Source organism: Streptococcus sp. k-402, assembly GCF_013277515.1.
GTDB lineage: Bacteria > Bacillota > Bacilli > Lactobacillales > Streptococcaceae > Streptococcus.
The window spans coordinates 29,890-53,662 of sequence record NZ_VMNB01000008.1 but is presented as its reverse complement, the minus strand read 5'-3'; the positions used below and the strand labels follow the sequence as shown (position 1 = coordinate 53,662).

22 protein-coding genes and 1 pseudogene are annotated in these 23,773 nt (G+C 35.0%); all 23 read left to right on the top strand.

Annotation, left to right across the window (positions count from 1 at the left end):
- On the top strand, window positions 1–1,734 hold the full coding sequence (locus HT724_RS06310) for a DUF262 domain-containing protein (protein WP_173276755.1): 1,734 nt from the start codon (window positions 1–3) through the stop codon (window positions 1,732–1,734).
- A 26-nt stretch (window positions 1,735–1,760) separates the two neighbouring features.
- Window positions 1,761–2,534 carry a hypothetical protein gene (locus HT724_RS06305; RefSeq protein WP_173276756.1) on the top strand — a complete coding sequence of 258 codons (774 nt, stop codon included), beginning with the start codon at window positions 1,761–1,763 and terminating at the stop codon, window positions 2,532–2,534.
- A 343-nt stretch (window positions 2,535–2,877) separates the two neighbouring features.
- A complete protein-coding gene (locus HT724_RS06300; protein WP_006153932.1) occupies window positions 2,878–3,045 on the top strand; it encodes a hypothetical protein in 168 nt (55 codons plus the stop codon).
- 81 nt (window positions 3,046–3,126) lie between these two features.
- Entirely contained in the window at window positions 3,127–4,833 is a 1,707-nt protein-coding gene (locus HT724_RS06295; protein WP_173276757.1) for a kinase, read from the top strand.
- A gap of 151 nt (window positions 4,834–4,984) precedes the next feature.
- Window positions 4,985–5,329, top strand: a complete 345-nt coding sequence (locus HT724_RS06290; RefSeq protein WP_173276758.1) for a hypothetical protein — start codon at window positions 4,985–4,987, stop codon at window positions 5,327–5,329.
- Between the two features lie 75 nt (window positions 5,330–5,404).
- A complete protein-coding gene (locus HT724_RS06285; protein ID WP_173276759.1) occupies window positions 5,405–6,688 on the top strand; it encodes a cellulose synthase in 1,284 nt (427 codons plus the stop codon).
- A gap of 51 nt (window positions 6,689–6,739) precedes the next feature.
- A complete protein-coding gene (locus tag HT724_RS06280; protein WP_173276760.1) occupies window positions 6,740–7,510 on the top strand; it encodes a hypothetical protein in 771 nt (256 codons plus the stop codon).
- Between the two features lie 28 nt (window positions 7,511–7,538).
- Window positions 7,539–8,156, top strand: coding sequence for a DNA alkylation repair protein (locus HT724_RS06275; protein WP_173276761.1), 618 nt, complete (start codon window positions 7,539–7,541; stop codon window positions 8,154–8,156).
- Window positions 8,157–8,534: 378 nt separating this feature from the next.
- A complete protein-coding gene (locus HT724_RS06270; protein ID WP_173276762.1) occupies window positions 8,535–9,101 on the top strand; it encodes a hypothetical protein in 567 nt (188 codons plus the stop codon).
- Between the two features lie 33 nt (window positions 9,102–9,134).
- Window positions 9,135–9,989: pseudogene (locus tag HT724_RS06265) on the top strand (ADP-ribosylglycohydrolase family protein).
- 110 nt (window positions 9,990–10,099) lie between these two features.
- The gene (locus HT724_RS06260) at window positions 10,100–10,984 is read left to right on the top strand and encodes a diacylglycerol kinase family protein (RefSeq protein ID WP_173276763.1); all 885 of its coding nucleotides are present in this window, start codon (window positions 10,100–10,102) and stop codon (window positions 10,982–10,984) included.
- Between the two features lie 162 nt (window positions 10,985–11,146).
- On the top strand, window positions 11,147–12,892 hold the full coding sequence (locus HT724_RS06255; RefSeq protein ID WP_173276764.1) for a glycoside hydrolase family 13 protein: 1,746 nt from the start codon (window positions 11,147–11,149) through the stop codon (window positions 12,890–12,892).
- Between the two features lie 78 nt (window positions 12,893–12,970).
- Window positions 12,971–13,843 (top strand): DUF4300 family protein, encoded by an 873-nt coding sequence (locus HT724_RS06250; protein ID WP_173276765.1) that lies wholly within the window; start codon window positions 12,971–12,973, stop codon window positions 13,841–13,843.
- A gap of 12 nt (window positions 13,844–13,855) precedes the next feature.
- On the top strand, window positions 13,856–14,035 hold the full coding sequence (locus tag HT724_RS06245; RefSeq protein ID WP_173276766.1) for a hypothetical protein: 180 nt from the start codon (window positions 13,856–13,858) through the stop codon (window positions 14,033–14,035).
- A 112-nt stretch (window positions 14,036–14,147) separates the two neighbouring features.
- On the top strand, window positions 14,148–14,459 hold the full coding sequence (locus tag HT724_RS06240) for a hypothetical protein (RefSeq protein ID WP_173276767.1): 312 nt from the start codon (window positions 14,148–14,150) through the stop codon (window positions 14,457–14,459).
- A gap of 3 nt (window positions 14,460–14,462) precedes the next feature.
- The gene (locus tag HT724_RS06235) at window positions 14,463–15,191 is read left to right on the top strand and encodes an alpha/beta hydrolase (RefSeq protein WP_173276768.1); all 729 of its coding nucleotides are present in this window, start codon (window positions 14,463–14,465) and stop codon (window positions 15,189–15,191) included.
- Between the two features lie 478 nt (window positions 15,192–15,669).
- Window positions 15,670–16,521, top strand: a complete 852-nt coding sequence (gene ylqF / locus HT724_RS06230; RefSeq protein ID WP_173276769.1) for a ribosome biogenesis GTPase YlqF — start codon at window positions 15,670–15,672, stop codon at window positions 16,519–16,521.
- Window positions 16,508–17,287 (top strand): ribonuclease HII, encoded by a 780-nt coding sequence (locus tag HT724_RS06225; RefSeq protein ID WP_173276794.1) that lies wholly within the window; start codon window positions 16,508–16,510, stop codon window positions 17,285–17,287. Before ylqF ends, HT724_RS06225 begins: the two co-directional genes overlap by 14 nt.
- Window positions 17,288–17,302: 15 nt before the next feature.
- Complete coding sequence (locus tag HT724_RS06220; protein ID WP_173276770.1) at window positions 17,303–18,853, top strand: ClC family H(+)/Cl(-) exchange transporter; 1,551 nt, start codon at window positions 17,303–17,305, stop codon at window positions 18,851–18,853.
- Between the two features lie 166 nt (window positions 18,854–19,019).
- Window positions 19,020–20,411: a peptidoglycan-N-acetylglucosamine deacetylase PgdA gene (gene pgdA / locus HT724_RS06215; RefSeq protein ID WP_173276771.1), complete on the top strand. Its 1,392-nt coding sequence runs from the start codon at window positions 19,020–19,022 to the stop codon at window positions 20,409–20,411.
- A 265-nt stretch (window positions 20,412–20,676) separates the two neighbouring features.
- On the top strand, window positions 20,677–21,519 hold the full coding sequence (locus HT724_RS06205) for an aldo/keto reductase (protein WP_173276773.1): 843 nt from the start codon (window positions 20,677–20,679) through the stop codon (window positions 21,517–21,519).
- 271 nt (window positions 21,520–21,790) lie between these two features.
- Window positions 21,791–22,558: an elongation factor Tu gene (locus HT724_RS06200; protein ID WP_173276774.1), complete on the top strand. Its 768-nt coding sequence runs from the start codon at window positions 21,791–21,793 to the stop codon at window positions 22,556–22,558.
- Between the two features lie 192 nt (window positions 22,559–22,750).
- Window positions 22,751–23,668 (top strand): glycine--tRNA ligase subunit alpha, encoded by a 918-nt coding sequence (gene glyQ, locus HT724_RS06195; RefSeq protein WP_000038736.1) that lies wholly within the window; start codon window positions 22,751–22,753, stop codon window positions 23,666–23,668.
- Window positions 23,669–23,773 lie beyond the last annotated feature (105 nt).

Below are 23,773 nucleotides of genomic sequence, written 5' to 3'. Positions count from 1 at the left end.
ATGCCAAAGGGTTTTCAAACTCCTATAACCATTAAAGAAGCTATTGATAAAATTGATGAAAATAAATATGTTTTGCCAGGGATTCAACGACGTTTTGTTTGGGGAAAAAATCAAATTGAACTACTTTTCGACAGTATTATGAGAGATTACCCTTTTAATTCATTGATGTTGTGGGAAATAAATTCTCCTCAAATAAAAAATAATTATAACTATTATTCTTTTTTGAGAAAGTATAAACAAAGATTTGAAGTTGAAAATGAAATGATTAATAAAACAGCTTCCGATGATGATTTTTTTGCTGTTATTGATGGGCAACAAAGACTAAATAGCTTATACCTTGGTTTAAAAGGAAGCTATACAATGAAAAAACCTCATAGACCTTGGGTAGATAAATCTGATTACTTTGAAGAACAGTTTTTATATTTAGATATTACTTCGGAATACCAAAGTGAATCAGATATCGACAGAGCATATAATTTCAGATTTTTGCCGAAATCTGAGGCTGAGAATAGTAAAGATAAAACTTGGTATAAAGTCGGTGATATTCTTCAAATAAATCCTGATGACATATTTGAAGAAATTAGTGATTTTGTTGAACAACAAATAAATATAAAAGATAAAAAATACGCACGTAATACACTAAGAAAATTAAATAAAGTAATTAGGGAAGATAAAATTCTTAATTACTACTTGGAAACCGAACAAGATCTTGATAAAGTATTAGATATATTTATACGCACAAACGACGGTGGGACTAAATTAACATTTTCAGATTTGTTAATGTCAGTTTTAACAACTCATTGGAAAGAGAGTAGGGATGAGTTCGATGAATTGATTAAAGATGTCCGTAGCTTTGGTGATTTTAATATTAGTTCGGATTTAATAATTAAATCTATTTTAATGTTGTTTTCTAATGATATTAAAAATAGAGTAAAAAATTTTGATGAAGAATTATTAAATTCTGTAATTAAAAATTGGTCTAGAATAAAATTAAGCATTTCCAATACTTTCCAAATGTTTTACAGGATGGGATTTAATTCTCAAACTTTTCCAGCACTAAATGCTGCAATTCCCATTATTTATTATGTTTATAAAAATAACTTAGAAGAAGAGATTATTAAGGTTAGATTCTTTGGTAGCACAAATCATAAATTGATTAAACATTGGCTTATTTTATCTTTCCTGAAGAGAATATTTGGTGGTCAATCCGATACTGTTCTTGTTGATCTTAGAAAGATTATTAATGAGAATAGCAGTCCTAGTTTTCCTTTGCAAGTTATTATTGATAAAGCTAAATCAAATCCAACAAAAAACTATAACTTCGACACTGAATTTATTGAAGATTTGTTTGAACGGACATATGGTGGAGATGTATTTTTTGTACTATCATTATTCTATCCTGATTTAGATTACTTTAACCAAAATTTCCATGTTGATCATATTCATCCTCAAACACTATTCAAAAGAAAAAATAGCCCTTATAGTGCCATGATTAAAAGAGTTGGTAAAAATTGGAATAAATTGGGTAATTTGCAACTATTAAATAGTGAACTTAATACAGCAAAAAGTGATAACGATTTACCTATCTGGGTTAAAAATAATGGTATTTCTAAAAAACGATTATTTATTGATGAGTCAGTAAGCTTGGATTTTTCTGATTTTGAAGAGTTTTATACAAACAGAGTTCTTAATATGAAAGCACATTTGAGAACTATTTTAAATGATAAGTGGTAATATAAAAATAAGCTTGGAGAAATCACATGAGCATAGATAAAATATGTTTAAAAGAACAATTTAATTACGACGATATATCAGAATCTGAATTAAAAATTATTTTTGAAAAAAGACTAGAAGAAGCAATAGAAAAATCAGTCTTTGAACCTTTCTGTATACCATACAGTCATAGTAATTTTAAAGAGGATATTATTCTTAATGATGAGGTTGTTCATAACAAATATTTTACTTTTAAAATTCGTTCAGAAAGTGAACTAGTAGAAGATGCGTTAAAGCATCGAAATAACAGCCAATTACATATCAATTCTATGTCAGATTTGTGGCTGGATGAATATCCAGCACCAAATGAATCAGGTCGTATATTTATGGTATCCACTAATGGACGGCATCGTAGTTTAGTTTTTAAATGCTTAGGTTTGAAATTTATAGAGGCCAACATTCAATATCTAAATAAAAAGAGAGGTAGTTGGAGATATTACTTTTATAGACCAAATAGCTTTATGATAAAGTTATTAAATTGGATGATTTTTAACAAAAGGATTGAGGTTGAGTATTTAGATAGTCAAACTTATTTGATAACAGATTCTTCGAATCTAATTCCATGGATTTTACCAAATTCAGAAATTTTTAAACCATCAGATATTCGAAAAGATATCTTGAAACGATTAAACTTAGTAGAAAAATCATTCGGAAAACAAGATTTTGATGATGGTTCTATACGAAAATCATTCTTTTTGTGGTATGTAAATATTCTAATAATAAATTTTATTATGTATCTAAAAAAAGATAATTTGTATTAATTTTACTTTGGATCAGAATCTGTATGCTATGCTACTAGTATCAGATTAATACTTTTTACTGTCTATTCAAAAACTTAGACTCGTTAGTTTTCAGTTAAATGATTAACAGGTTTAAGAATAAGACCTTAGTGGTTTCTTATTCTCTTAAATTGATTTAATATATTTTCCACGATTTAAATATACTCTGTTTCATTACCAATTTTAGTGTATTACGCTTTAAAAACATTGACAGATTTAAATCTCTAAAGTATACTAAAGTAGTCCAGTGGCAACATTGGATAGGGCGACAATATACCCACCTATATATATTTTTGGCTTTAAAGCCTGAAAGGAGGTGTGTGTTATGAACTTAACTGTCTTAATTGACTGGAAGTTCGTTGTTGCCCTTGGCACAGCTGCGGTTGGAACCATTTTCGCTTTGAATATGGATTCTTCAGCAGCTGAGCGTGTTTCAATCCATGCGATTGAAGCTACTAAGGAGTTTGCAGTTGCTACTAAAAGCAACTGTTAACTCCTATATACTTGGAGAAGCACATAATCTTAGGATTTTATGCTTTTTTTGTTTCATAAAATATTCAAGGATAGAAAAATAATGAAAAAAATTGACTGTTCATTTATCTATAAAGAAGAAATTAATAAAAATTTAAACATGCTAAAGCATTTCATAGAAGCGTGGGTGAAATCCCAGTCTATTCGGAATGAAGAACTTTTTCAATTAGCTGATGATGATTTCTATTTTTATCGTTTCGCAGTAGAAAGACAGGAAAAAGCTGCTAAAATATTACTAACTAACATCCTTTGGCGAGTACTGAAGGAGTATAATATACATGTAGAATATTCACATGATGCTCCATTTATTTTTATATTTAAAGAAAACCATGAACGAATAGGATATAGGTTAGCAGATTTCCTTGAAGATGAAGATATCAATAGTATTCTTAAATCTAATCATGTCGATAAAGCGATTATCCTTAGAACTTCAAAAGGTAAGCAAACAAATAAATTAATTGAGCTAGAGAATCAACAATATAAAGATGCAAATGTAAATATAAGAGCATTATCTATTCATGAATTTTATTTAAAACAATTTGGTGAAGAAGAATATAAAGAGTTTATTGATTCTATTGATAATTACCTAAAAGTTACAAAGGAAATCACAGGTTATAAATCTGTTAAATTTCTTTCTAAAATGAACCTGGCTTCAATAAAAATTTTTGAACAGAAAAAGCTTAGAGATTGGGATTATTTGAATTACAGGTATCAGATTATTAATGCAAGTGATAAGAAAGTCCAGAACTATTTATATCTCACTCAAAAAGATATTATTTTTGAAAATCTGGATGATATGCATAAATCATATATTTTCGATAAATTATATGAAACAATGGTAAGTTCGAACGAATATGCTACAAGTTTTATAACATCGGAATGGCTTTATGATTCGTTTAAGGGTAAAAAGAACTTTGATTACACCTCTGTCGTAAGTGGATACTTAAAGTCTATTGAACAGTTATTGTATAAGATTGTTATGCTCAATATTGATAACGATTGTAAAATAGCAATGAAACGAGATATGTTGAAAAAAGCTTTCAGACAGAATATCCCAGTTTTTAAGCTGATTGATAACAAATTTAATAAAGTTCCCGGAAACAATTATAGGTTCACAAACTATCCATATATCGAATTTACGGAACATCAAAAAGAATTCATGGATAGTTCTATTGGAACTTTTGAGTATTTTTTAAGATGTAATAAGCATATTTTTTCAAATCCGGATAATGCAAAAACAGTTACTGACATGATTAGTTGTTTTAGAATTGAATGTCGAAACGGTTTCTTTCATACTCATAATTTAAATGATTGGGATTTAGTAGAAAAAATACGTAGAAATGCAATCTACCTTTATTTCGTTTTATTGGGATCATGTATTATTCCAGAAGAGAGGAAACATGAGTTAAATCTTATTCACCATGATCAATTTGATGAACTTTGTAAAAAAATCCGAGAATTCAAGAAGTATAATATATATTTTGAATTTGAATATGACGATGGTATAAAACAAAATCTAGTATATGATATTCATAATAACACTATTGAATTTAATGATGATGGTGTAGAACATTATGATGGCCTTTTATTCTATAAAGTAGACGAATTTCAAGATTCTCTTAAAAAGATTGATAAAGGTGAATTAGAAGATAAAAAGTTTTATTTAACTAGAGATAATTTACCGAAAAAGATTTTTGGAATCCATAGAAAACATCGTAACTATGAATCCGAGGAGATTAGTTTTGATTGATAGTAATTTTTAATTGAATAGATTATTAGCCTTCGGAGTACTATGTGCCACATATTAATTTTATAGTTAAGGAAAGCACTATACAGCATTCTATCAAGATATTTTTACATAGATGATATTGCATTTTGAATTATAACAAAGGAGAACTAACATGCCGAAATATACCGACGAAGATATTAGAAAATTAAATAAAATCACATTAAAAATTGCTGGTGATTATTTAGGTATAAGTTCACAGGCAGTTGCTATAGGTCTTAGAAATAATCTTCTTCCAATTGGTTTTGCTATTCATAACGAAGAAAGAGATAGACGTTTCACTGAGAGTTGGTCATATCATATTATCGCTGAAAGACTGATTTCTTACAACCACGGAAAACTATCAGAGATCCGTGTTGAGAATATTGAAACTAGTTTAGATAAAATTATAGAGGAATTTAACGCTTTAAAACAAGATTTACTTTTTATATTAAGCGAAAATGCAGAAGTGAAGAATTAGAAATTTTTGAATTTGCGTTTTCGCTTGGTAAATATAAAAACGGTGATGTAAAGTATAAGGGTAAAGGTGTTTCAAATGAAGATGATAAAGACCTTCTCTAGAGAAGAACTCTATGAAGAAATCTGGGAGATAAGTGCAAAACAAGTTTCATTGAAATATGATTTAAGCTATTCAGACTTACTTAGGAAATGCAAAGAATTTGAAATTCCAATTCCAAATGGTAGTTATTGGTATCGTAAGAATACTGGACAAGATTTAAGTGAGCTTATTGTTCCATTACCACAAAATGACGTAAATGAAGTACATATTGATAGAAAAAGTCTAAAGAACAATAGAATAAAACCTGCTAAACATAAAGAAGAGAGTTCGGAAGATAAAAATAAAGATATTTTTAAACTTGATACAACTAGTATAAGAAGTTCATTATCATTTTTAGAGGACGATAAAATAGAGCTTATTATCGAAGCCGTTTCAAACCTAAACCAGTCTCCAAATAAGAGATTACATAAATCTGTAGCTAATCTAAGAGATAAAATCGCAGAGTGGAATAAGAGGGAAAAAGCTGCTTCCTATCCTTACTTTGATTCTAGACACAGATATAATAATTTAAAAGAACCTAAGTTTGTAAAAAATATTTCACCAAATTCTCTACCACGTTTATATCGCTTTTTAGATACACTAGTTACTGTAATTGAAAGAATCGGTGATAATGTAACTTCAAATTGGGATATTCAAATTGATAAGGATATTGTTCGTTTTGAAGTTATAGAATCAACAGACAAAGTTAGTCATGAATTAACAAAAGAAGAAGCTAAAGAACTAGCAGAGTACAATGATAGCGTTAAGTTTAATAGATATGTTTTTAAACCAAGAATAAAGAAGTATGACTATATACCAAACGGAAAATTTCGATTTAAGATAATAGATGGTAAATACATTAAAGATACAAAAGAATTCACACTTGAACAATCAATCCCAGAAATAATTGTTTTAATTTACCAAGAGTATTATAAAGTTAAGAACTTGCGACTTGAACGTGAAGAGAGAGAAAGACTATACGAAGAAGAACAAGAGCGAAAAAGAAAATTACAAAATAGAATCGAAGAAGAGAAGAAGCGGACAATGTCTCTTCTGAATATGCTGGAAGATTTTCAAACAGCAAATGATTTAAGACTGATGGCTGATAAACTGGAGATAACGGGGAAGCATAGTAAAGAGGAAATTGATTGGATTAGATCCAAAGCTGACTGGATCGACCCAATAGTTTCTTCAACAGATGAATTACTAGGAATTAGAAATCATGAAAATTCTAGAGAACAAAAAGAACAATATCTAAGTGAGAAAAGGTACTACTGGTAACTTTATTTTTCTTATGTTTTTAAGACAATTGTAAATAAAGGAGTTTTAATTATGACAACTAGTCTAGAAAATAATGAGTTTATAGATAAAACAAAAGTTGGTTTAGATTTAGATGAAGATGATCCAAGACTTGGAGTTAGAGGCTTTGAATTTGATAACTCAACATCTGAAAAAGATTGTGTTTTGGTTATTGGTCTAAATCCTGCAGGAAATGATGACGATGCAAACAATGAGAAAAATAACAGGACATATCTGTATAGTTTGAAAAACAGCATTAAAAGTAATTATGTTTATAATAAATACTATAAACCTATTTATGATTTAATGAATGATATTTTTGATAATAAAGCTAAATGGCATTGGTGTAATAAATCATGGGATGTTTTGAGTAAAGAAATAGAACATTCTGAGGACAAAGTTTTTTTAGATATGATACATGAAGAGTATTTAAATCACCAAAATAGTAAAGTAACAATCTATATTGGAGATATGTTCTACTATCATCAAACAAGTTCTAAAAAACTTCCACTAATAAAATCAAAATCTTACCTTGAATACTGCAAAGAAATGTTAGAACTTCACATTAAGTATCTTATAGAAGCTGATAAAAATATAAAATTTGTATACATAAATAATTCACAAGTCTCTCAATGGTTGTGTGATAGTGGTATAAAGACATTTACAGTCTTCGGGGACAGGGATATTCCTGTTTTCTTTGGTGGAATGGTTTCAGGTGGTAGAATGGATTTATTTTCAAAGAAAAGATTAGTTCATGAGATAAAAAATTATTTAAATAAACTTGAATCAAAAATAGAAAAATAATTAAAATTCAGTCATTGGGTCAAGTTACATGAAAGAATATATTTTAAATTTAGAAAAAGAATTCTCTTTAATAGAAAATGGATTTAAAGAAGAAGAGAAAAGAGCTCTTGCTGACTATCTATCAAACGATAATGCGTATACCAAAGAATTAGCATTTTTAGCCTTTAAATCCAATGTATATCAAGTTAGAATGTATAGTGTATTTCTCTTTGGTCATTTGTCATCGTATGAAGAAATTTTGATCTTCATGAGGGATGAGGTTTCAAAAGATGAAAATTGGAGAGTTCAAGAAGTATTAGCAAAAGCATTTGATGAATTTTGTAAGCAAATAGGTTATGAAAAATCTCTTCCGGTTATTGACGAATGGTTACAAAACAGTAATCCAAATGTTAGAAGAGCTGTTACAGAAGGTTTGAGAATTTGGACGAGTAGACCATATTTCAAAGAGAATCCATATGAAGCGGTTAGACGTATTGCAGCATTAAAAGAAGATTCCAGTGAATATGTTAGAAAATCAGTTGGGAATGCTTTGAGGGACATTAGCAAAAAATTCCCAGAGTTGATTAAAGAAGAACTTGATAGCTGGAAATTAGAAAGTAAAGAGATAAAACAAGTTTACAAGTTAGCAAGTAAATTTATTAAGTGATAATTATCAGCTATAAAGTTGAAAAATGGTAACTATAAAATATTTTCATTCTAAAGTTTAATTTTAAACAACAATTCAGTCACTTTCATTCTATAATATAGAAGTTTGCTAACACCACACGTCGAGTGTGTAAGTTTGTTAGAGAAACGTAGTTAATCCTCAAAAGGTTCATTGAACCTTTTGAGTCCGCCAATGGGATAGCTGTCGTAGAGTAAGAAGTTTACGACGAAACGATAGGGTAACAGAGAACCGCCGAGTATGTAGCCTTTAAATGATGTTTTAAGAAGGTGGAAAAAAGAATTTGCTATATTCTAAGGGTAACTAATCAGTATTATATTCTGAAAAATCAATCTACGGATAATTGAGATGAGGTTATAAATGATTATATTAGAGTTATATCAAAATAATTATTCTAAAGATTTAGTTTCGTTTGATTCCATAGAAGATGGGAAAACTTTTGTAGTTCAAATCCCTGGATATACATTAGAAACAGAAGATGGATTTGAAGTAGAGTTTTTTAATCCTACAAACCTACCGGACTATATGGAAATTATCTATAACGGCAACATAGTTCCTTTGTCTAAATTTATGTTTGATCCTGAGGAAAATGTAGACATTATTTGGAAAGAGATTTCGAATTTATCCCTCAAAAACGATAGAGTGATCGAAGGATATTCAAAAATCGATGCATATGTTGTTAACAACGATGAAGTTAAAACCTATGTCGAAGAGAGAGAAGTGAACTATCGCCAGGCAAAAGACTTTCTAGAAGGCAGTGGATATGAAGTAGACAGAAGCTTTTTCGGAAGTGAAGACGGCGAAGCGATTCTCTACAGAAAAAAAGGGAGCAAAGATTGGCACTTCTTATGTCATTTAGACCCAATGTTTATAGAAATTGAAGATGTAGAAGAATATGTTAAAGAAGAGGTGGGAGGATTGATGTAAGGAATTGAAGAATACTATAAAAGGAGGAGTCGGATGCTCGGAGCAATTATTGGAGATATTGTCGGTTCTGTTTACGAATGGAACAATATCAAAACGAAGGACTTTCCTTTATTTAGTGAGGATTGTTTTTTCACTGATGATACGGTTATGACCTGTGCTGTTGCAGAAGCGATTATGAATGGGGGACAAAAAGACGACTTCATTGACGCGATGAAGAAATATGCCAGACTGTATCCGAATGCTGATTACGGTGCTCGGTTTAATGCATGGCTAAACAGCGATAACCGTGAGCCTTATAATAGCTTTGGGAATGGATCAGCTATGCGTGTTTCTCCATGTGCTTGGGTCATGGACTGTGGTTTTTATGAGAGAACCGGAATGTGGCCATCATCTAGAGAACTTGCGTGTCTTTCTGCATAGGTAACCCATAATCATCCAGAAGGTGTCAAAGGTGCAATGGCTACAGCTGATGCTATCTTTCTGTGTCGTTTTTACTTTGGTGGTCATTGTAGAGAATACGAGCAACCAATTAATGACAATCATACAGAGTGTAAAAGACGGATTAAGGATTATATAGAGAAGACATATGGCTACAATCTATCTCAAACTTTAGATGAAATCCGCCCTAACTATCATTTTAACGAAACATGTCAAGAAACTGTCCCTCAAGCCATTATCGCCTTTCTTGAGAGTACAGATTTCGAAGATGCGATAAGGAATGCCATTTCTCTTGGTGGTGATAGTGATACACTTGCTGCAATAACTGGTAGCATTGCCGAGGCAGCTTATGGTATTCCTGATTGGATAAAGGATAAGGCCTATTCTTACTTAGATGACCCCTTAAAGGATATAGTCATTAGATGGGAAAATAGAATAAAAGCGTATTAATCTCCAGTACGTCAGATTTCTCTTTTCTGTATTTTCATTGTATAATAGGGATACATTTAGTTTCATATAATGAAATATAAAGATTTCTAACGAGTATTAAGGAGAAATTAATGAAAAAAGCAATGTTAATTATCAACCCTACTTCTGGTGGCGAGAAGGCTTTGGATTACAAAGATAAGCTGGAAAATAAAGCAAAAGAATACTTTGAGCACGTGGAAACCAAAATTACCGAAAAGGCGCTGGATGCAACAAATTTTGCTGAAGAAGCGTCTCGTGAGCAGTACGATGCAGTGGTTGTTTTTGGTGGAGATGGGACTGTCAACGAAGTCATTTCTGGTATTGCTGAGAGAGACTACATTCCTAAGTTAGGTATTATCCCTGGTGGTACGGGTAACCTCATTACAAAACTGTTGGAAATCAATCAAGACATCGATGGCGCAATTGATGAACTCGATTTTAACTTAACCAATAAGATTGATATCGGAAAAGCGAATGACAATTATTTTGGTTATATCTTTAGTATCGGTTCTCTGCCAGAAGCGATTCACAATGTTGAAATTGAAGATAAGACAAAATTTGGTATTCTTGCCTATGCTGTAAATACCATGAAGTCCGTTATGACGGATCAGGTCTTTAACATTAAGGTTGAGACAGAAAATGGAAATTATGTTGGTGAAGCGAGCCATGTTTTGGTTCTCTTGACAAATTACTTCGCTGATAAGAAAATCTTTGAAGAAAACAAGGACGGCTATGCTAACATTTTGATTCTGAAAGATGCTTCTATATTCTCTAAATTATCCGTCATTCCTGATTTACTAAAAGGAGATGTTGTGGGCAATGATAATATTGAGTATATCAGAGCGCGTAATATTAAGATCTCTTCAGATAGTGAATTGGAGTCAGATGTTGACGGCGATAAATCGGATAACCTGCCTGTAGAAATCAAGGTACTGGGCCAACATATTGAAGTCTTTTCAAAACCGAAAGAGGAATAGTATAGAGACAAAGCCTTTTTTAAGGCTTTTTGTATACTTTAAAATATAGTTCTTTTAAGAACGGACATTCCTTGCAAATAGTTTACAAAAATAGTATACTGGATTTATTGATTTTGAAAACGTTTACGTAAAATTTGAATTAAAACTTTAGGAGACAACTTGATGGAATTAAGTGCTATTTACCATAGGACTGAGTCGGAGTTTGCCTATCTTTATATGGATAAGAAACTTCATATTCGGATTCGAACTAAGAAAGGGGATATTGAAAGCATCAACTTGCATTATGGTGACCCTTTTATCTTTATGGAGGAATTTTATCAGGATATAAAAGAAATGGTCAAGATAGCTTCTGACGTCTTATTTGATTATTGGCAGGTTGAAGTGTCCGTTGACTTTGCACGTATCCAGTATCTCTTTGAACTCAAGGATACAGAAGGTCAAAGCATTTTGTATGGCGATAAAGGGTGCGTTGAAAATTCTTTAGAAAATCTTCATACTATTGGGAATGGATTTAAGTTGCCCTATCTTCATGAGATTGATGCCTGCAAGGTTCCTGACTGGGTTTCAAATACGGTATGGTATCAGATATTTCCTGAAAGGTTTGCCAATGGAAATGCTCTATTAAACCCAGAAGGAACTTTAGACTGGGATTCATCTGTCACACCTAAGAGTGATGATTTCTTTGGTGGTGATTTACAGGGGATTATTGACCATCTGGATTACTTGCAAGACTTGGGAATTACTGGACTTTATCTTTGTCCTATCTTTGAATCTACGAGCAATCATAAGTACAATACGACAGATTACTTTGAAATTGACCGTCATTTTGGAGACAAGGAAACCTTTCGGGAACTTATCGAGCAAGCTCATCGACGTGTCATGAAAATCATGTTGGATGCGGTATTTAACCATATTGGTTCGCAATCTCCTCAATGGCAAGATGTTGTCAAAAATGGTGAACAGTCTGCTTATAAGGATTGGTTCCATATTCAACAATTCCCAGTGACAACTGAAAAGCTAGTTAATAAAAGAGACTTACCCTATCATGCTTTTGGTTTCGAGGACTATATGCCTAAGCTAAATACAGCCAATCCAGAGGTCAAGAAGTATCTTTTAAAGGTTGCGACTTATTGGATTGAAGAGTTTGATATTGATGCTTGGCGTTTGGATGTAGCTAATGAGATTGACCATCTGTTTTGGAAGGATTTTCGCAAGGCAGTTCTAGCTAAAAGGTCTGATCTTTATATCCTTGGAGAAGTTTGGCATAGGTCTCAGCCTTGGCTAAATGGAGATGAGTTCCATGCGGTCATGAATTATCCTTTATCTGATAGCATCAAGGACTATTTCTTACGAGGTGTTAAGAAGACAGACCAATTCATTGATGAAATCAATGGACAGTCTATGTATTACAAACAGCAGATTTCAGATGTTATGTTTAATCTCTTGGATTCGCATGATACAGAACGAATCTTGTGGACGGCCAATGAGGATGTGCAACTGGTTAAATCAGCCCTAGCCTTTCTCTTTTTACAAAAAGGAACACCCTGCATCTACTACGGAACCGAGCTTGCCTTGACCGGAGGGTCAGATCCAGATTGCCGTCGTTGTATGCCTTGGGAACGCGTATCAAGTGACAATGATATGCTGAATTTTATGAAGAAGCTGATTAATATTAGAAAATATGCGTCAGAAATCATTTCGCATGGTAAGTATAACCTAAAAAAAATCAAACAAGATGTAGTTGCCTTGGAGTGGAAATATGAAGGACAGTTCCTTAAAGCTATCTTTAACCAATCAACAGAAGATTGTATTGTAGAGAAAAAAGCAGTAGCACTAGCAAGCAATTGCCAGGAATTAGAGAATCAGCTTGTCATCTCTCCAAAAGGATTTGTGATTTTCAAAAACTAGTTGATGAAGATGTTGGTCCATTTCACAACTTATATAGTATAATAAGGCTAGTTACTAAACCTGTAAAAGGAGAAAAAGATGAAGAAATCAAGAAAATTAGCCACATTAGGACTCTGTTCAGCCTTGTTTTTAGGCTTGGCTGCTTGTCAACAAGATGCTACAATTTCGAATGGGACGAGTCAAAGGCAAAGTAGTTCAACGAAAGTGCCATGGAAAGCTTCATACACCAACCTAAACAACCAGGTAAGTACAGAAGAGGTCAAATCTCTCTTATCAGCCCATTTGGATCCAAATAGTGTTGATGCATTTTTTAATCTCGTTAATGATTACAATACCATTGTCGGATCAACTGGCTTATCGGGAGATTTTACTTCCTTTACTCACACCGAATACGATGTTGAGAAAATTAGTAACCTTTGGAATCAAAAGAAGGGCGATTTCGTTGGGACCAACTGCCGTATCAATAGTTATTGTCTTTTGAAAAATTCAGTCACCATTCCCAAGCTTGAAAAGAATGACCAATTGCTTTTCCTAGATAATGATGCGATTGATAAGGGAAAGGTCTTTGATTCACAAGATAAGGAAGAGTTTGATATTCTATTTTCGAGAGTTCCAACTGAGGCAACTACAGATGTCAATGTTCACGCTGAAAAGATGGAAACATTCTTCTCCCAGTTTCAATTTAACGACAAAGCTCGAATGCTATCTGTAGTCTTGCACGACAATCTGGATGGTGAGTATCTGTTTGTAGGCCACGTTGGAGTCTTAGTGCCTGCTGATGATGGATTTTTATTTGTAGAGAAATTGACTTTCGAAGAGCCCTACCAAGCTATTAAATTTGCCAGCAAGGAAGATTGTTACAAGTATTTAGGCACCAAGTATGCGGATTATACAGGCGAGGGACTGGCTAAGCCTTTTATCATGGATAATGATAAGTGGGTTAATATCTAGAGGTAATCTAACATGGATATACTATTAGGCATTTTATGTTTATTCTTGATAGGTATATGGGTGAGTACGATAATTAACAATCGAAAACCAGGAAAAAATGAAAGATTTATAGGTTATATTCAAAGATACGATATTGATGGGGAAGGCTATCAATCAGAAGTATGGGAAGTGACTGAGGAGGAAGATTTATAATTAAAGAACAGAATCTTCTTTACAGTATTGCACCTATTTCCAGACAGTCCATTTGTAGTTTTATCCAGATTGGTATATAATTTAACTTAGAGAAAATAGGAGGACTAATCGAATGGAATTAAAAGATTTTACAGAAAAAGAACAGGAAATGATTAAGAAGGGGCTGACGACGTCTAAGATTAGTGACAAGGAAACTGCTGAGAAGATTCTTGCGCTTGTCCCACAAGACTTGATTAAGCAAATCCCATTTTTCGTCAGAAAACATGCTACAACACGTACGATTAAACGCATTTCAATTGAATACCCTGAACTCTACGCTGCAGCTCAAACAAGTGGTGAAATCCCAGAAAAAGAACGCGAAGAATTGCGTCAAATTATCACGACGATCTTTGAACAAAAGATGAATAAGCATAGTATTAAGTAGGGAATGAAAAAATATTTTATTGGCGGTTTGGGAAGCAATGTCTATCATAGCAAGGATTTTCTTCAAGAACTAGATTCGCAGGTCTATTTTCTAAATCCATATGAAAAGCATTTTCGAGATGAAACAGAATTGAAATCATGGTTTAAAAATGAGATTGTAGAGGAAGAATCTATCTGTCTGATAGGCCATTCTCTTGGAGGAGATTTAGCTCGTTATCTCGCATCGGAATTTTATGAAGTGACAAAACTGATTCTTTTGGATGGTGGCTATCTAGATTTAGATAAGATTTTACTTTTAGATACAGAGTTAGAGGAAACTAAAAATTATATTGAATCTCAAGTCGTCTCGGACTTAAATCTTCTTATTTCTAAAGAAAAATCTGAAGCAAAGCATTGGTCAGAAAATATGGAGAAAGCCGTAAGGCAGTCCTATCACTGGAATGTTGAGTATAATAGATATGAGTTGGCTATAAATTATGAAAATATAGAAGCGATCCTCCGCCTACGGAGGAAAATACAAGCTTTTAAGAGAGAAGTGGGAGATACCTTGTTTATTAGTCCTCGCTATCTTAATGAAACTACATGGAGAGAGGACGCCCTAAAAGAATTGCCATACTATTTTGATACTATTCTTCTAGAGAACTTTGGTCATGAGCTTTATACTCAAGCACCTAAAGAAATCGCTAGTCTAATTAATGAGTGGCTCTCTTATTCTCACTGGGTCATTGAATAAATTGTCATAGTTAATATATAGTTTTTGGAATAAGATATGAACAAATTGATTAGGAATATCAAATTAATTTTAGTTCTTTGTCAACTGTAGTGGGTTGAAGGAAAGCTAAGATCTAGAAAGGACACATTTCGTCCTTTCTTTTTTGATATTTGATTCTTTGATATCGAGTGGTTTTGTGATAAAAAGTAATGATTCCATATGATTTTTTCTATGGAACTTTTTCTACACAAAATAGACTCCATAATATCCATAGGGGATTTACCCACTACAAATATTATAGAGTCGCTTTTTCTATTCAGGGCGCTTAAAGGGCTATCATCGGACAAAATAGAGAAGGCATGATATAATATAAAGTAGATTTCTATGTCATAAAACAAAAAACTGTTTGAACATCATTCATTTGAGAACCCTTTATGTTCAAACGATAGTAAAATAAAATAGGGTATCTAAACCCTTGCTACGAAAGGAAAAAAACTCAATGGCTACTATTCAATGGTTTCCTGGTCACATGTCTAAGGCGCGTCGACAGGTGCAGGAAAATTTAAAATTTGTTGATTTTGTGACGATTTTGGTGGATGCACGTTTACCGCTATCTAGTCAAAATCCTATGTTGACCAAGATTGTTGGTGACAAACCAAAACTCTTGATTTTAAACAAGGCGGACTTGGCTGATCCAGCAATGACCAAGGAATGGCGTCAGCATTTTGAATCACAGGGAATTCAGACGCTGGCTATCAACTCCAAAGAGCAAGTGACTGTAAAAATTGTAACAGATGCGGCCAAGAAGCTCATGGCTGATAAGATTGCTCGCCAGAAAGAACGTGGGATTCAGATTGAAACCTTGCGTACCATGATTATCGGGATTCCAAACGCTGGTAAATCAACTCTTATGAACCGTTTGGCTGGTAAGAAAATTGCCGTTGTCGGCAATAAACCAGGTGTTACCAAGGGGCAACAATGGCTCAAAACAAATAAAGACTTGGAAATCTTGGATACGCCGGGGATTCTCTGGCCTAAGTTTGAAGATGAAACTGTTGCTCTTAAACTAGCCTTGACTGGAGCTATTAAAGACCAGTTGCTTCCTATGGATGAGGTAACTATTTTTGGCCTCAATTATTTCAAAGAACATTATCCAGAAAAGCTAGCCGAACGCTTCAAGCAAATGAAAATTGAAGAAGAAGCGCCTGTGATTATTATGGACATGACACGTGCCTTCGGTTTTCGTGATGACTATGACCGCTTTTACAGTCTCTTCGTGAAGGAAGTCCGCGACGGCAAACTCGGTAACTATACCTTAGATACATTGGATGACCTCGATAGTGACGATTAAAGAAATCAAAGAACTCCTTGCTACAGTCAAGAATCTAGATAGCCCTGTTTTTTTAGAACTTGAAAAAGATGGTCGCTCTGGAGTTCAAAAGGAAATCAGCAAGCGTAAAAAGGCCATTCAAGCTGAATTGGATGAAAATTTGCGTTTGGAATCCATGCTTTCTTATGAAAAAGAACTTTATAAGCAAGGATTGACCTTAATTGCAGGTGTTGATGAGGTCGGCCGGGGTCCTCTTGCTGGTCCTGTAGTCGCTGCAACCGTTATTTTACCTAAAAATTGTAAGATTAAAGGTCTCAACGACAGCAAGAAAATTCCTAAAAAGAAACATCTGGAGATTTTCCAAGCAGTTCAAGACCAAGCCCTATCAATCGGTATTGGTATCATGGATAATCAGGTCATCGACCAAGTCAATATCTATGAAGCAACCAAACTAGCCATGCAGGAAGCAATCTCCCAGCTCAGTCCTCAACCTGAGCACCTTTTGATAGATGCCATGAAACTGGAGTTGCCCATTTCACAAACCTCCATCATCAAAGGAGATTCTAATTCCCTCTCGATCGCAGCAGCTTCCATAGTAGCCAAGGTAACCCGTGATAAATTGATGAAGGACTACGATCAGCAGTTTCCTGGCTATGATTTCGCTACTAATGCAGGTTATGGAACTGCTAAACACCTAGAAGGACTAGAAAAACTAGGAGTTACCCCAATTCACCGAACCAGCTTTGAACCCGTTAAATCACTGGTTTTAGGTAAAAAAGAAAGTTAATTGAAAGGAAATACCATGGAGGAACAATCGGAAATAGTCCGTTCTAAGAAAGAATTCGCCTTTGCATCCAGCACTATACTATCCCAAGTTGGTCGAGGAATCATTGTCGGCCTCATCGTTGGAATTATCGTCGGATCCTTTCGTTTCTTAATTGAAAAAGGCTTCCACCTGATACAAGGACTTTATCAAGATCAAGGGCGCCTATTTGTTAATTTATTTATTATCGCCCTGTTTTATCTAATCATCTGCTGGCTCAGTGCCAAACTGACACGCTCTGAAAAAGATATCAAAGGCTCAGGAATTCCCCAAGTCGAAGCCGAATTGAAAGGTCTCATGACCCTCAACTGGTGGGGTGTTCTCTGGAAAAAATATATTCTAGGAATTCTAGCTATTGCCAGTGGACTCATGCTGGGGCGTGAAGGGCCCAGTATCCAACTTGGAGCAGTCGGTGGTAAAGGTATTGCCAAATGGCTCAAATCCAGTCCAGTGGAGGAACGTTCCTTGATTGCCAGTGGAGCTGCAGCAGGATTAGCCGCAGCCTTTAATGCACCAATAGCAGGACTTCTCTTTGTGGTAGAAGAAGTCTATCATCACTTTTCACGCTTTTTCTGGGTCTCAACTCTAGCAGCCAGCATCGTAGCAAACTTTATCTCTTTACTCATATTTGGCCTAACACCCGTACTGGATATGCCAGATAATATCCCGCTCATGACCCTAGACCAGTATTGGATTTATCTCGTCATGGGAATTTTTCTAGGATTTTCTGGTTTTCTCTATGAGAAAGCTGTACTCAATGTTGGTCGAGTTTATGACTTGATTGGTCAAAAAATCCGTTTGGATAGAGCATATTATCCAATTCTTGCTTTTATTCTCATCCTACCAGTCGGCATCTTCTTACCCCAGATTCTTGGAGGTGGAAATCAGCTGGTTCTTTCCTTAACTGAGCAAGATTTTAGTTTTCAAGTTCTATTAGCTTACTTTTTAATTCGCTTTATCTGGAGCATGATTAGTTATGGAAGTGGTCTTCCAGGAGGAATTTTCCTACCTATTTTGGCTCTCGGTTCCTTACTTGGTGCCCTAGTTGGTGTTATCTGTGTCAATCTTGGACTTGTCAGTCAAGAGCAATTCCCTATATTTGTTATTCTGGGAATGAGTGGCTATTTTGGAGCAATATCCAAGGCTCCCTTAACTGCTATGATTCTGGTAACCGAAATGGTAGGAGATATTCGCAATCTCATGCCACTCGGACTTGTGACCCTAGTTGCCTACATCATTATGGATCTTCTCAAAGGTGCGCCAGTCTATGAGGCTATGTTGGAAAAAATGCTACCAGAAGAAGCCACAGATGAAGGAGAAGTCACACTTATTGAAATCCCTATTTCAGATAAAATAGCAGGAAAACAAGTACATGAACTTAACCTACCACATAACGTACTCATCACCACCCAAGTCCATAATGGCAAGAGCCAAACAGTTAATGGTTCAACCAGAATGTATCTCGGAGATATGATTCACCTAGTTATTCCAAAAAGTGAAATTGGGAAAGTCAAAGATTTACTGTTATAAACTCTGTTTACATAATTTTTATTATGTAATAATATTTCTTAATTAAATACATTAGAAAGCCGATTCTCAGCAATGAAATCGGTTATTTTTTACTGAGGATCTTTTTTAATATACGCTTCGCTCCAAAATCATTGAAATTATTGCTCAAATTTGTTATGATATAAATATGAATAAAAGTAGACTGGGACGTGGCAGACACGGGAAAAAGAGACATGTATTATTGGCTTTGATTGGTATTTTAGCAATTTCTATTTGCTTATTAGGCGGATTTATTGCTTTTAAAATGTATCAGCAAAAAAGTTTTGAGCAAAAGATTGAATCGCTCAAAAAAGAGAAAGACGATCAATTGAGTGAGGGAAATCAGAGGGAGCATTTTCGTAAGGGACAAACCGAAGTGATTGCCTATTATCCTCTCCAAGGGGAGCAAGTGATTTCGTCTGCTAAGGAGCTGATAAATCAAGATGTTAAGGACAAGCTAGAAAGTAAGGACAATCTTGTTTTCTACTATACAGAGCAAGAAGAGTCAGGTTTAAAGGGAGTCGTCAATCGTAATGTGACCAAACAAATCTATGATTTAGTTGCTTTTAAGGTTGAAGAGACTGAAAAGACCAGTCTAGGAAAGGTTCACTTAACAGAAGATGGGCAACCTTTTACACTTGACAAACTGTTTTCAGATGCTAGTAAGGCTAAGGAACAGCTGATAAAAGAATTGACCTCCGTCCTAGAGGATAAGAAAATAGAGCAAGACCAGAGTAATCAGATTGTAAAAAGCTTCTCTGACCAAGACTTATCTGCATGGAATTTTGATTACAAGGATAGTCAGATTATCCTTTATCCAAGTTCTGTGGTTGAAAATTTAGAAGAGATAGCCTTGCCAGTATCTGCTTTCTTTGATGTTATCCAATCTTCGTACTTACTCGAAAAAGATGCGGCCTTGTACCAGTCTTACTTTGATAAGAAACATCAAAAAGTTGTCGCTCTAACCTTTGATGATGGTCCAAATCCAGCAACGACCCCACAGGCATTAGAGACTCTAGCTAAATATGGTATTAAAGCCACTTTCTTTGTGCTTGGGAAAAATGTTTCTGGGAATGAGGACTTGGTGAAGAGGATAAAATCTGAAGGTCATGTTGTTGGAAACCATAGTTGGAGCCATCCGATTCTCTCGCAACTCTCTCTTGATGAAGCTAAAAAGCAGATTACTGATACTGAGGATGTGCTAACTAAAGTGCTGGGTTCTAGTTCCAAACTCATGCGTCCGCCTTATGGAGCCATTACAGATGATATTCGCAATAGCCTCGATTTGAGCTTTATCATGTGGGATGTGGATAGTCTGGACTGGAAGAGTAAAAATGAAGCGGCTATTTTGACGGAAATTCAGCATCAAGTAGCTAACGGCTCTATCGTTTTGATGCATGATATTCACAGTCCGACAGTCAATGCTTTGCCAAGGGTCATTGAGTATTTGAAAAATCAAGGTTATACCTTTGTGACCATACCAGAGATGCTCAATACTCGCCTAAAACCTCATGAGCTGTATTATAGTCGTGATGAATAAGCAATAAAAAATAGGTCTGTCAGATATGTGATAGACTTATTTTTTACAAAAGATAGTACTACTTAAAAAATGTTTTATGCTATAATTAATGAATAATACTCAATGAAAATCAAAGAGCAAACTAGGAAACTAGCCCCAGGTTGCTCAAAACATTGTTTTGAGGTTGCAGATAGAACTGACGAAGTTAGTAACCATATCTACGGCAAGGCGACGTTGACGTGGTTTGAAGAGATTTTCGAAGAGTATAAAATAGAAGGAGAAGCATATGAATACCTATCAATTAAATAATGGAGTAGAAATTCCAGTTCTAGGATTTGGAACCTGGAAAGCTGAAAATGGAGAGATTGCTTATCAAGCTGTCCTAGAGGCTTTAAAGGCAGGCTATCGCCATATCGATACGGCAGCTATTTATAAAAATGAAGAAAGCGTTGGTCGTGCCATTCAAGATAGTGGCGTTCCGCGTGAGGAAATTTTTGTAACCAGTAAACTCTGGAATACAAATCACAACTATGAGCAAACTCGTCAGGCTTTTGAAGAGTCTTTAGAGAAACTGGGCTTGGATTATTTGGATCTGTATTTGATTCATTGGCCAAATCCAAAACCACTCAGAGAAAATAACCACTGGAAAATCCGAAATTCAGAAGTTTGGAGAGCGATGGAGGATCTTTACCTAGAAGGTAAAATCCGTGCTATCGGAGTTAGTAATTTCCTTCCCCATCATTTGGATGCCTTGCTTGAAACAGCAAAAATTCTTCCAGCGGTCAATCAAGTTCGTTTGGCTCCAGGTGTGTATCAAGAGGAAGTCGTAGATTACTGTCGACAAAAAGGAATCTTATTGGAAGCTTGGGGCCCTTTTGGTCAGGGAGAACTGTTTGATAGCAAGCAAGTGCAAGAAATCGCGGTAAATCACGGAAAATCAGTTGCCCAGATAGCCTTAGCCTGGAGCTTGGCAGAAGGATTTTTACCACTTCCAAAATCTGTCACAGCCTCTCGTATTCAGGCTAATCTTGATTGCTTTGGAATCGAATTGAGTCATGAGGAGCGAGAAACCTTAAAAACCATAGCGGTTCAGTCGGGTGCTCCACGAGTTGATGATGTGGATTTTTAGAAAATCATAAAAAGAATTGTACATTGTTCTAATTTTTGATATAATAGTCAGCAGGAAAGAAAGTCTTATGGCGTTCTTCAAGCGAGCTTGGGATAGTGGGAGCCAAGTAGGGCAAGATAATGAGCTGGCGCTTTCTGTCGTATTTTAAAAACAATGAAGTAATAAATTAGGGTGGAACCGCGTTTCTGACGCCCCTAGGTTAAATCAACCTAGGATTGTCAGACGCGGTTCTTTTGCTTATTCAGTCTATTGTGTGAAAGAAAGGAGAGACGTGGAAAACCTATATCTTGTAAAAGACGATAGTCAACTAGCTGCATTTCGTGATTTTGTAGTAAGAAATACTGAAAAGTTGAAAGATTATCAATCTTTTTTAAAGAATGAACTTGCAGTCTGTGATTTACCGCAAGCCGTTATTTGGTCAGATTTTAATGCTGCTACACAGATTATTAGGGAAAGCGCTGTTCCAGCCTATACAAATAATAGACGAATGGTTATGACGCCTGATTTAGCTGTTTGGAAAGAGTTGTATTTGTATCAGTTGATGGACTACGAGTGTTCTGAGCAAACTCAAGCAATAGAAAGTCACTATCATTCTTTATCTGAAAATGAAAATTTTCTCTTACAGATTGTAGGACATGAGCTAGCTCATTGGTCGGAGCATTTTTTAGATGATTTTGATGGTTACGACTCTTATATCTGGTTCGAAGAGGGGATGGTTGAATATATTAGTCGCAAGTATTTCTTGACAGAAGAGGAATTTCAAGCGGAAAAAATTTGTAATCAGTCTCTTGTAGAACTTTTTCAGAAGAAATATGGTTGGCATTCATTGAATGATTTTGGTTCTTCGACTTATGATAAGAATTATGCAAGTATTTTTTACGAATACTGGCGCAGTTTTTTGACAGTAGATAAGTTGGTAGAAAATCTAGGTAGTGTACAAGAGGTCTTCGATTCTTATCATTTATGGGCAAATACAGATAAAACTCTTCCCTTGTTAAATTGGTTTGTTCAGCAGAAGTTAATTGAAAAAGAAATATAAAAACTAAAGGAGTAAACAATGTCTAAAAAATTGACTTTCCACTGCGTCAGTGGCAGAGACCTCCTTACAGTCGGGCTACCCCACGCTCAGCACTAGAGTGCCTGAGCTAGACGCAGTACTAACTCGTCTTGCCTCGTATGATCGACGAGGCAGACTCGTGTCGCAAGTAATCTATATAAAAAGGAGTAAACAATGTCTAAAAAATTAACATTTCAAGAAATTATTTTGACTTTGCAACAATTTTGGAATGACCAAGGTTGTATGCTTATGCAGGCTTATGATAATGAAAAAGGTGCGGGGACAATGAGTCCTTACACTTTCCTTCGTGCTATTGGTCCTGAGCCATGGAATGCAGCTTATGTAGAGCCATCACGTCGTCCTGCTGACGGTCGTTACGGAGAAAATCCTAACCGTCTTTACCAACACCACCAATTCCAGGTGGTCATGAAGCCATCTCCATCAAACATCCAAGAACTTTACCTTGAGTCTTTGGAAAAATTGGGAATCAATCCTTTGGAACACGATATTCGTTTCGTTGAGGACAACTGGGAAAACCCATCAACTGGTTCAGCTGGTCTTGGTTGGGAAGTTTGGCTTGACGGTATGGAAATCACTCAGTTCACTTATTTCCAACAAGTTGGTGGATTGGCAACTGGCCCTGTGACTGCGGAAGTTACCTATGGTTTGGAACGCTTGGCTTCTTACATTCAAGAAGTAGATTCTGTCTATGATATCGAATGGGCTGATGGTGTAAAATACGGAGAAATCTTCATCCAGCCTGAGTACGAGCATTCAAAATATTCATTTGAAATTTCGGATCAAGAAATGTTGCTTGAAAACTTTGATAAGTTTGAAAAAGAAGCTGGTCGTGCTTTGGAAGAAGGATTGGTGCACCCTGCCTATGACTATGTTCTCAAATGTTCACATACCTTTAACCTGCTTGATGCGCGTGGTGCAGTATCTGTAACAGAGCGTGCAGGCTATATCGCTCGTATCCGTAACTTGGCCCGCGTCGTAGCCAAAACCTTTGTCGCAGAACGTAAACGCCTAGGCTACCCACTTTTGGATGAAGAAACACGAGCTAAACTCTTAGCAGAAGACGCAGAATAAAGAGAATGACAAATTACGAAAATGGGCGAACAGAGTGAGCCCTGAGCCAGTTGCCGCAGTGATGAAGGTATCCTTAGTGAAACTAAGGATACTAGGCAAAATTGG

Coding starts and splice junctions, on each gene's coding strand:
- HT724_RS06310 (WP_173276755.1), top strand. CDS start 1: ATGCCAAAGGGTTTTCAAACTCCTATAACCATTAAAGAAGCTATTGAT.
- HT724_RS06305 (WP_173276756.1), top strand. CDS start 1,761: ATGAGCATAGATAAAATATGTTTAAAAGAACAATTTAATTACGACGAT.
- HT724_RS06300 (WP_006153932.1), top strand. CDS start 2,878: ATGAACTTAACTGTCTTAATTGACTGGAAGTTCGTTGTTGCCCTTGGC.
- HT724_RS06295 (WP_173276757.1), top strand. CDS start 3,127: ATGAAAAAAATTGACTGTTCATTTATCTATAAAGAAGAAATTAATAAA.
- HT724_RS06290 (WP_173276758.1), top strand. CDS start 4,985: ATGCCGAAATATACCGACGAAGATATTAGAAAATTAAATAAAATCACA.
- HT724_RS06285 (WP_173276759.1), top strand. CDS start 5,405: ATGAAGATGATAAAGACCTTCTCTAGAGAAGAACTCTATGAAGAAATC.
- HT724_RS06280 (WP_173276760.1), top strand. CDS start 6,740: ATGACAACTAGTCTAGAAAATAATGAGTTTATAGATAAAACAAAAGTT.
- HT724_RS06275 (WP_173276761.1), top strand. CDS start 7,539: ATGAAAGAATATATTTTAAATTTAGAAAAAGAATTCTCTTTAATAGAA.
- HT724_RS06270 (WP_173276762.1), top strand. CDS start 8,535: ATGATTATATTAGAGTTATATCAAAATAATTATTCTAAAGATTTAGTT.
- HT724_RS06260 (WP_173276763.1), top strand. CDS start 10,100: ATGAAAAAAGCAATGTTAATTATCAACCCTACTTCTGGTGGCGAGAAG.
- HT724_RS06255 (WP_173276764.1), top strand. CDS start 11,147: ATGGAATTAAGTGCTATTTACCATAGGACTGAGTCGGAGTTTGCCTAT.
- HT724_RS06250 (WP_173276765.1), top strand. CDS start 12,971: ATGAAGAAATCAAGAAAATTAGCCACATTAGGACTCTGTTCAGCCTTG.
- HT724_RS06245 (WP_173276766.1), top strand. CDS start 13,856: ATGGATATACTATTAGGCATTTTATGTTTATTCTTGATAGGTATATGG.
- HT724_RS06240 (WP_173276767.1), top strand. CDS start 14,148: ATGGAATTAAAAGATTTTACAGAAAAAGAACAGGAAATGATTAAGAAG.
- HT724_RS06235 (WP_173276768.1), top strand. CDS start 14,463: ATGAAAAAATATTTTATTGGCGGTTTGGGAAGCAATGTCTATCATAGC.
- ylqF (WP_173276769.1), top strand. CDS start 15,670: ATGGCTACTATTCAATGGTTTCCTGGTCACATGTCTAAGGCGCGTCGA.
- HT724_RS06220 (WP_173276770.1), top strand. CDS start 17,303: ATGGAGGAACAATCGGAAATAGTCCGTTCTAAGAAAGAATTCGCCTTT.
- pgdA (WP_173276771.1), top strand. CDS start 19,020: ATGAATAAAAGTAGACTGGGACGTGGCAGACACGGGAAAAAGAGACAT.
- HT724_RS06205 (WP_173276773.1), top strand. CDS start 20,677: ATGAATACCTATCAATTAAATAATGGAGTAGAAATTCCAGTTCTAGGA.
- glyQ (WP_000038736.1), top strand. CDS start 22,751: ATGTCTAAAAAATTAACATTTCAAGAAATTATTTTGACTTTGCAACAA.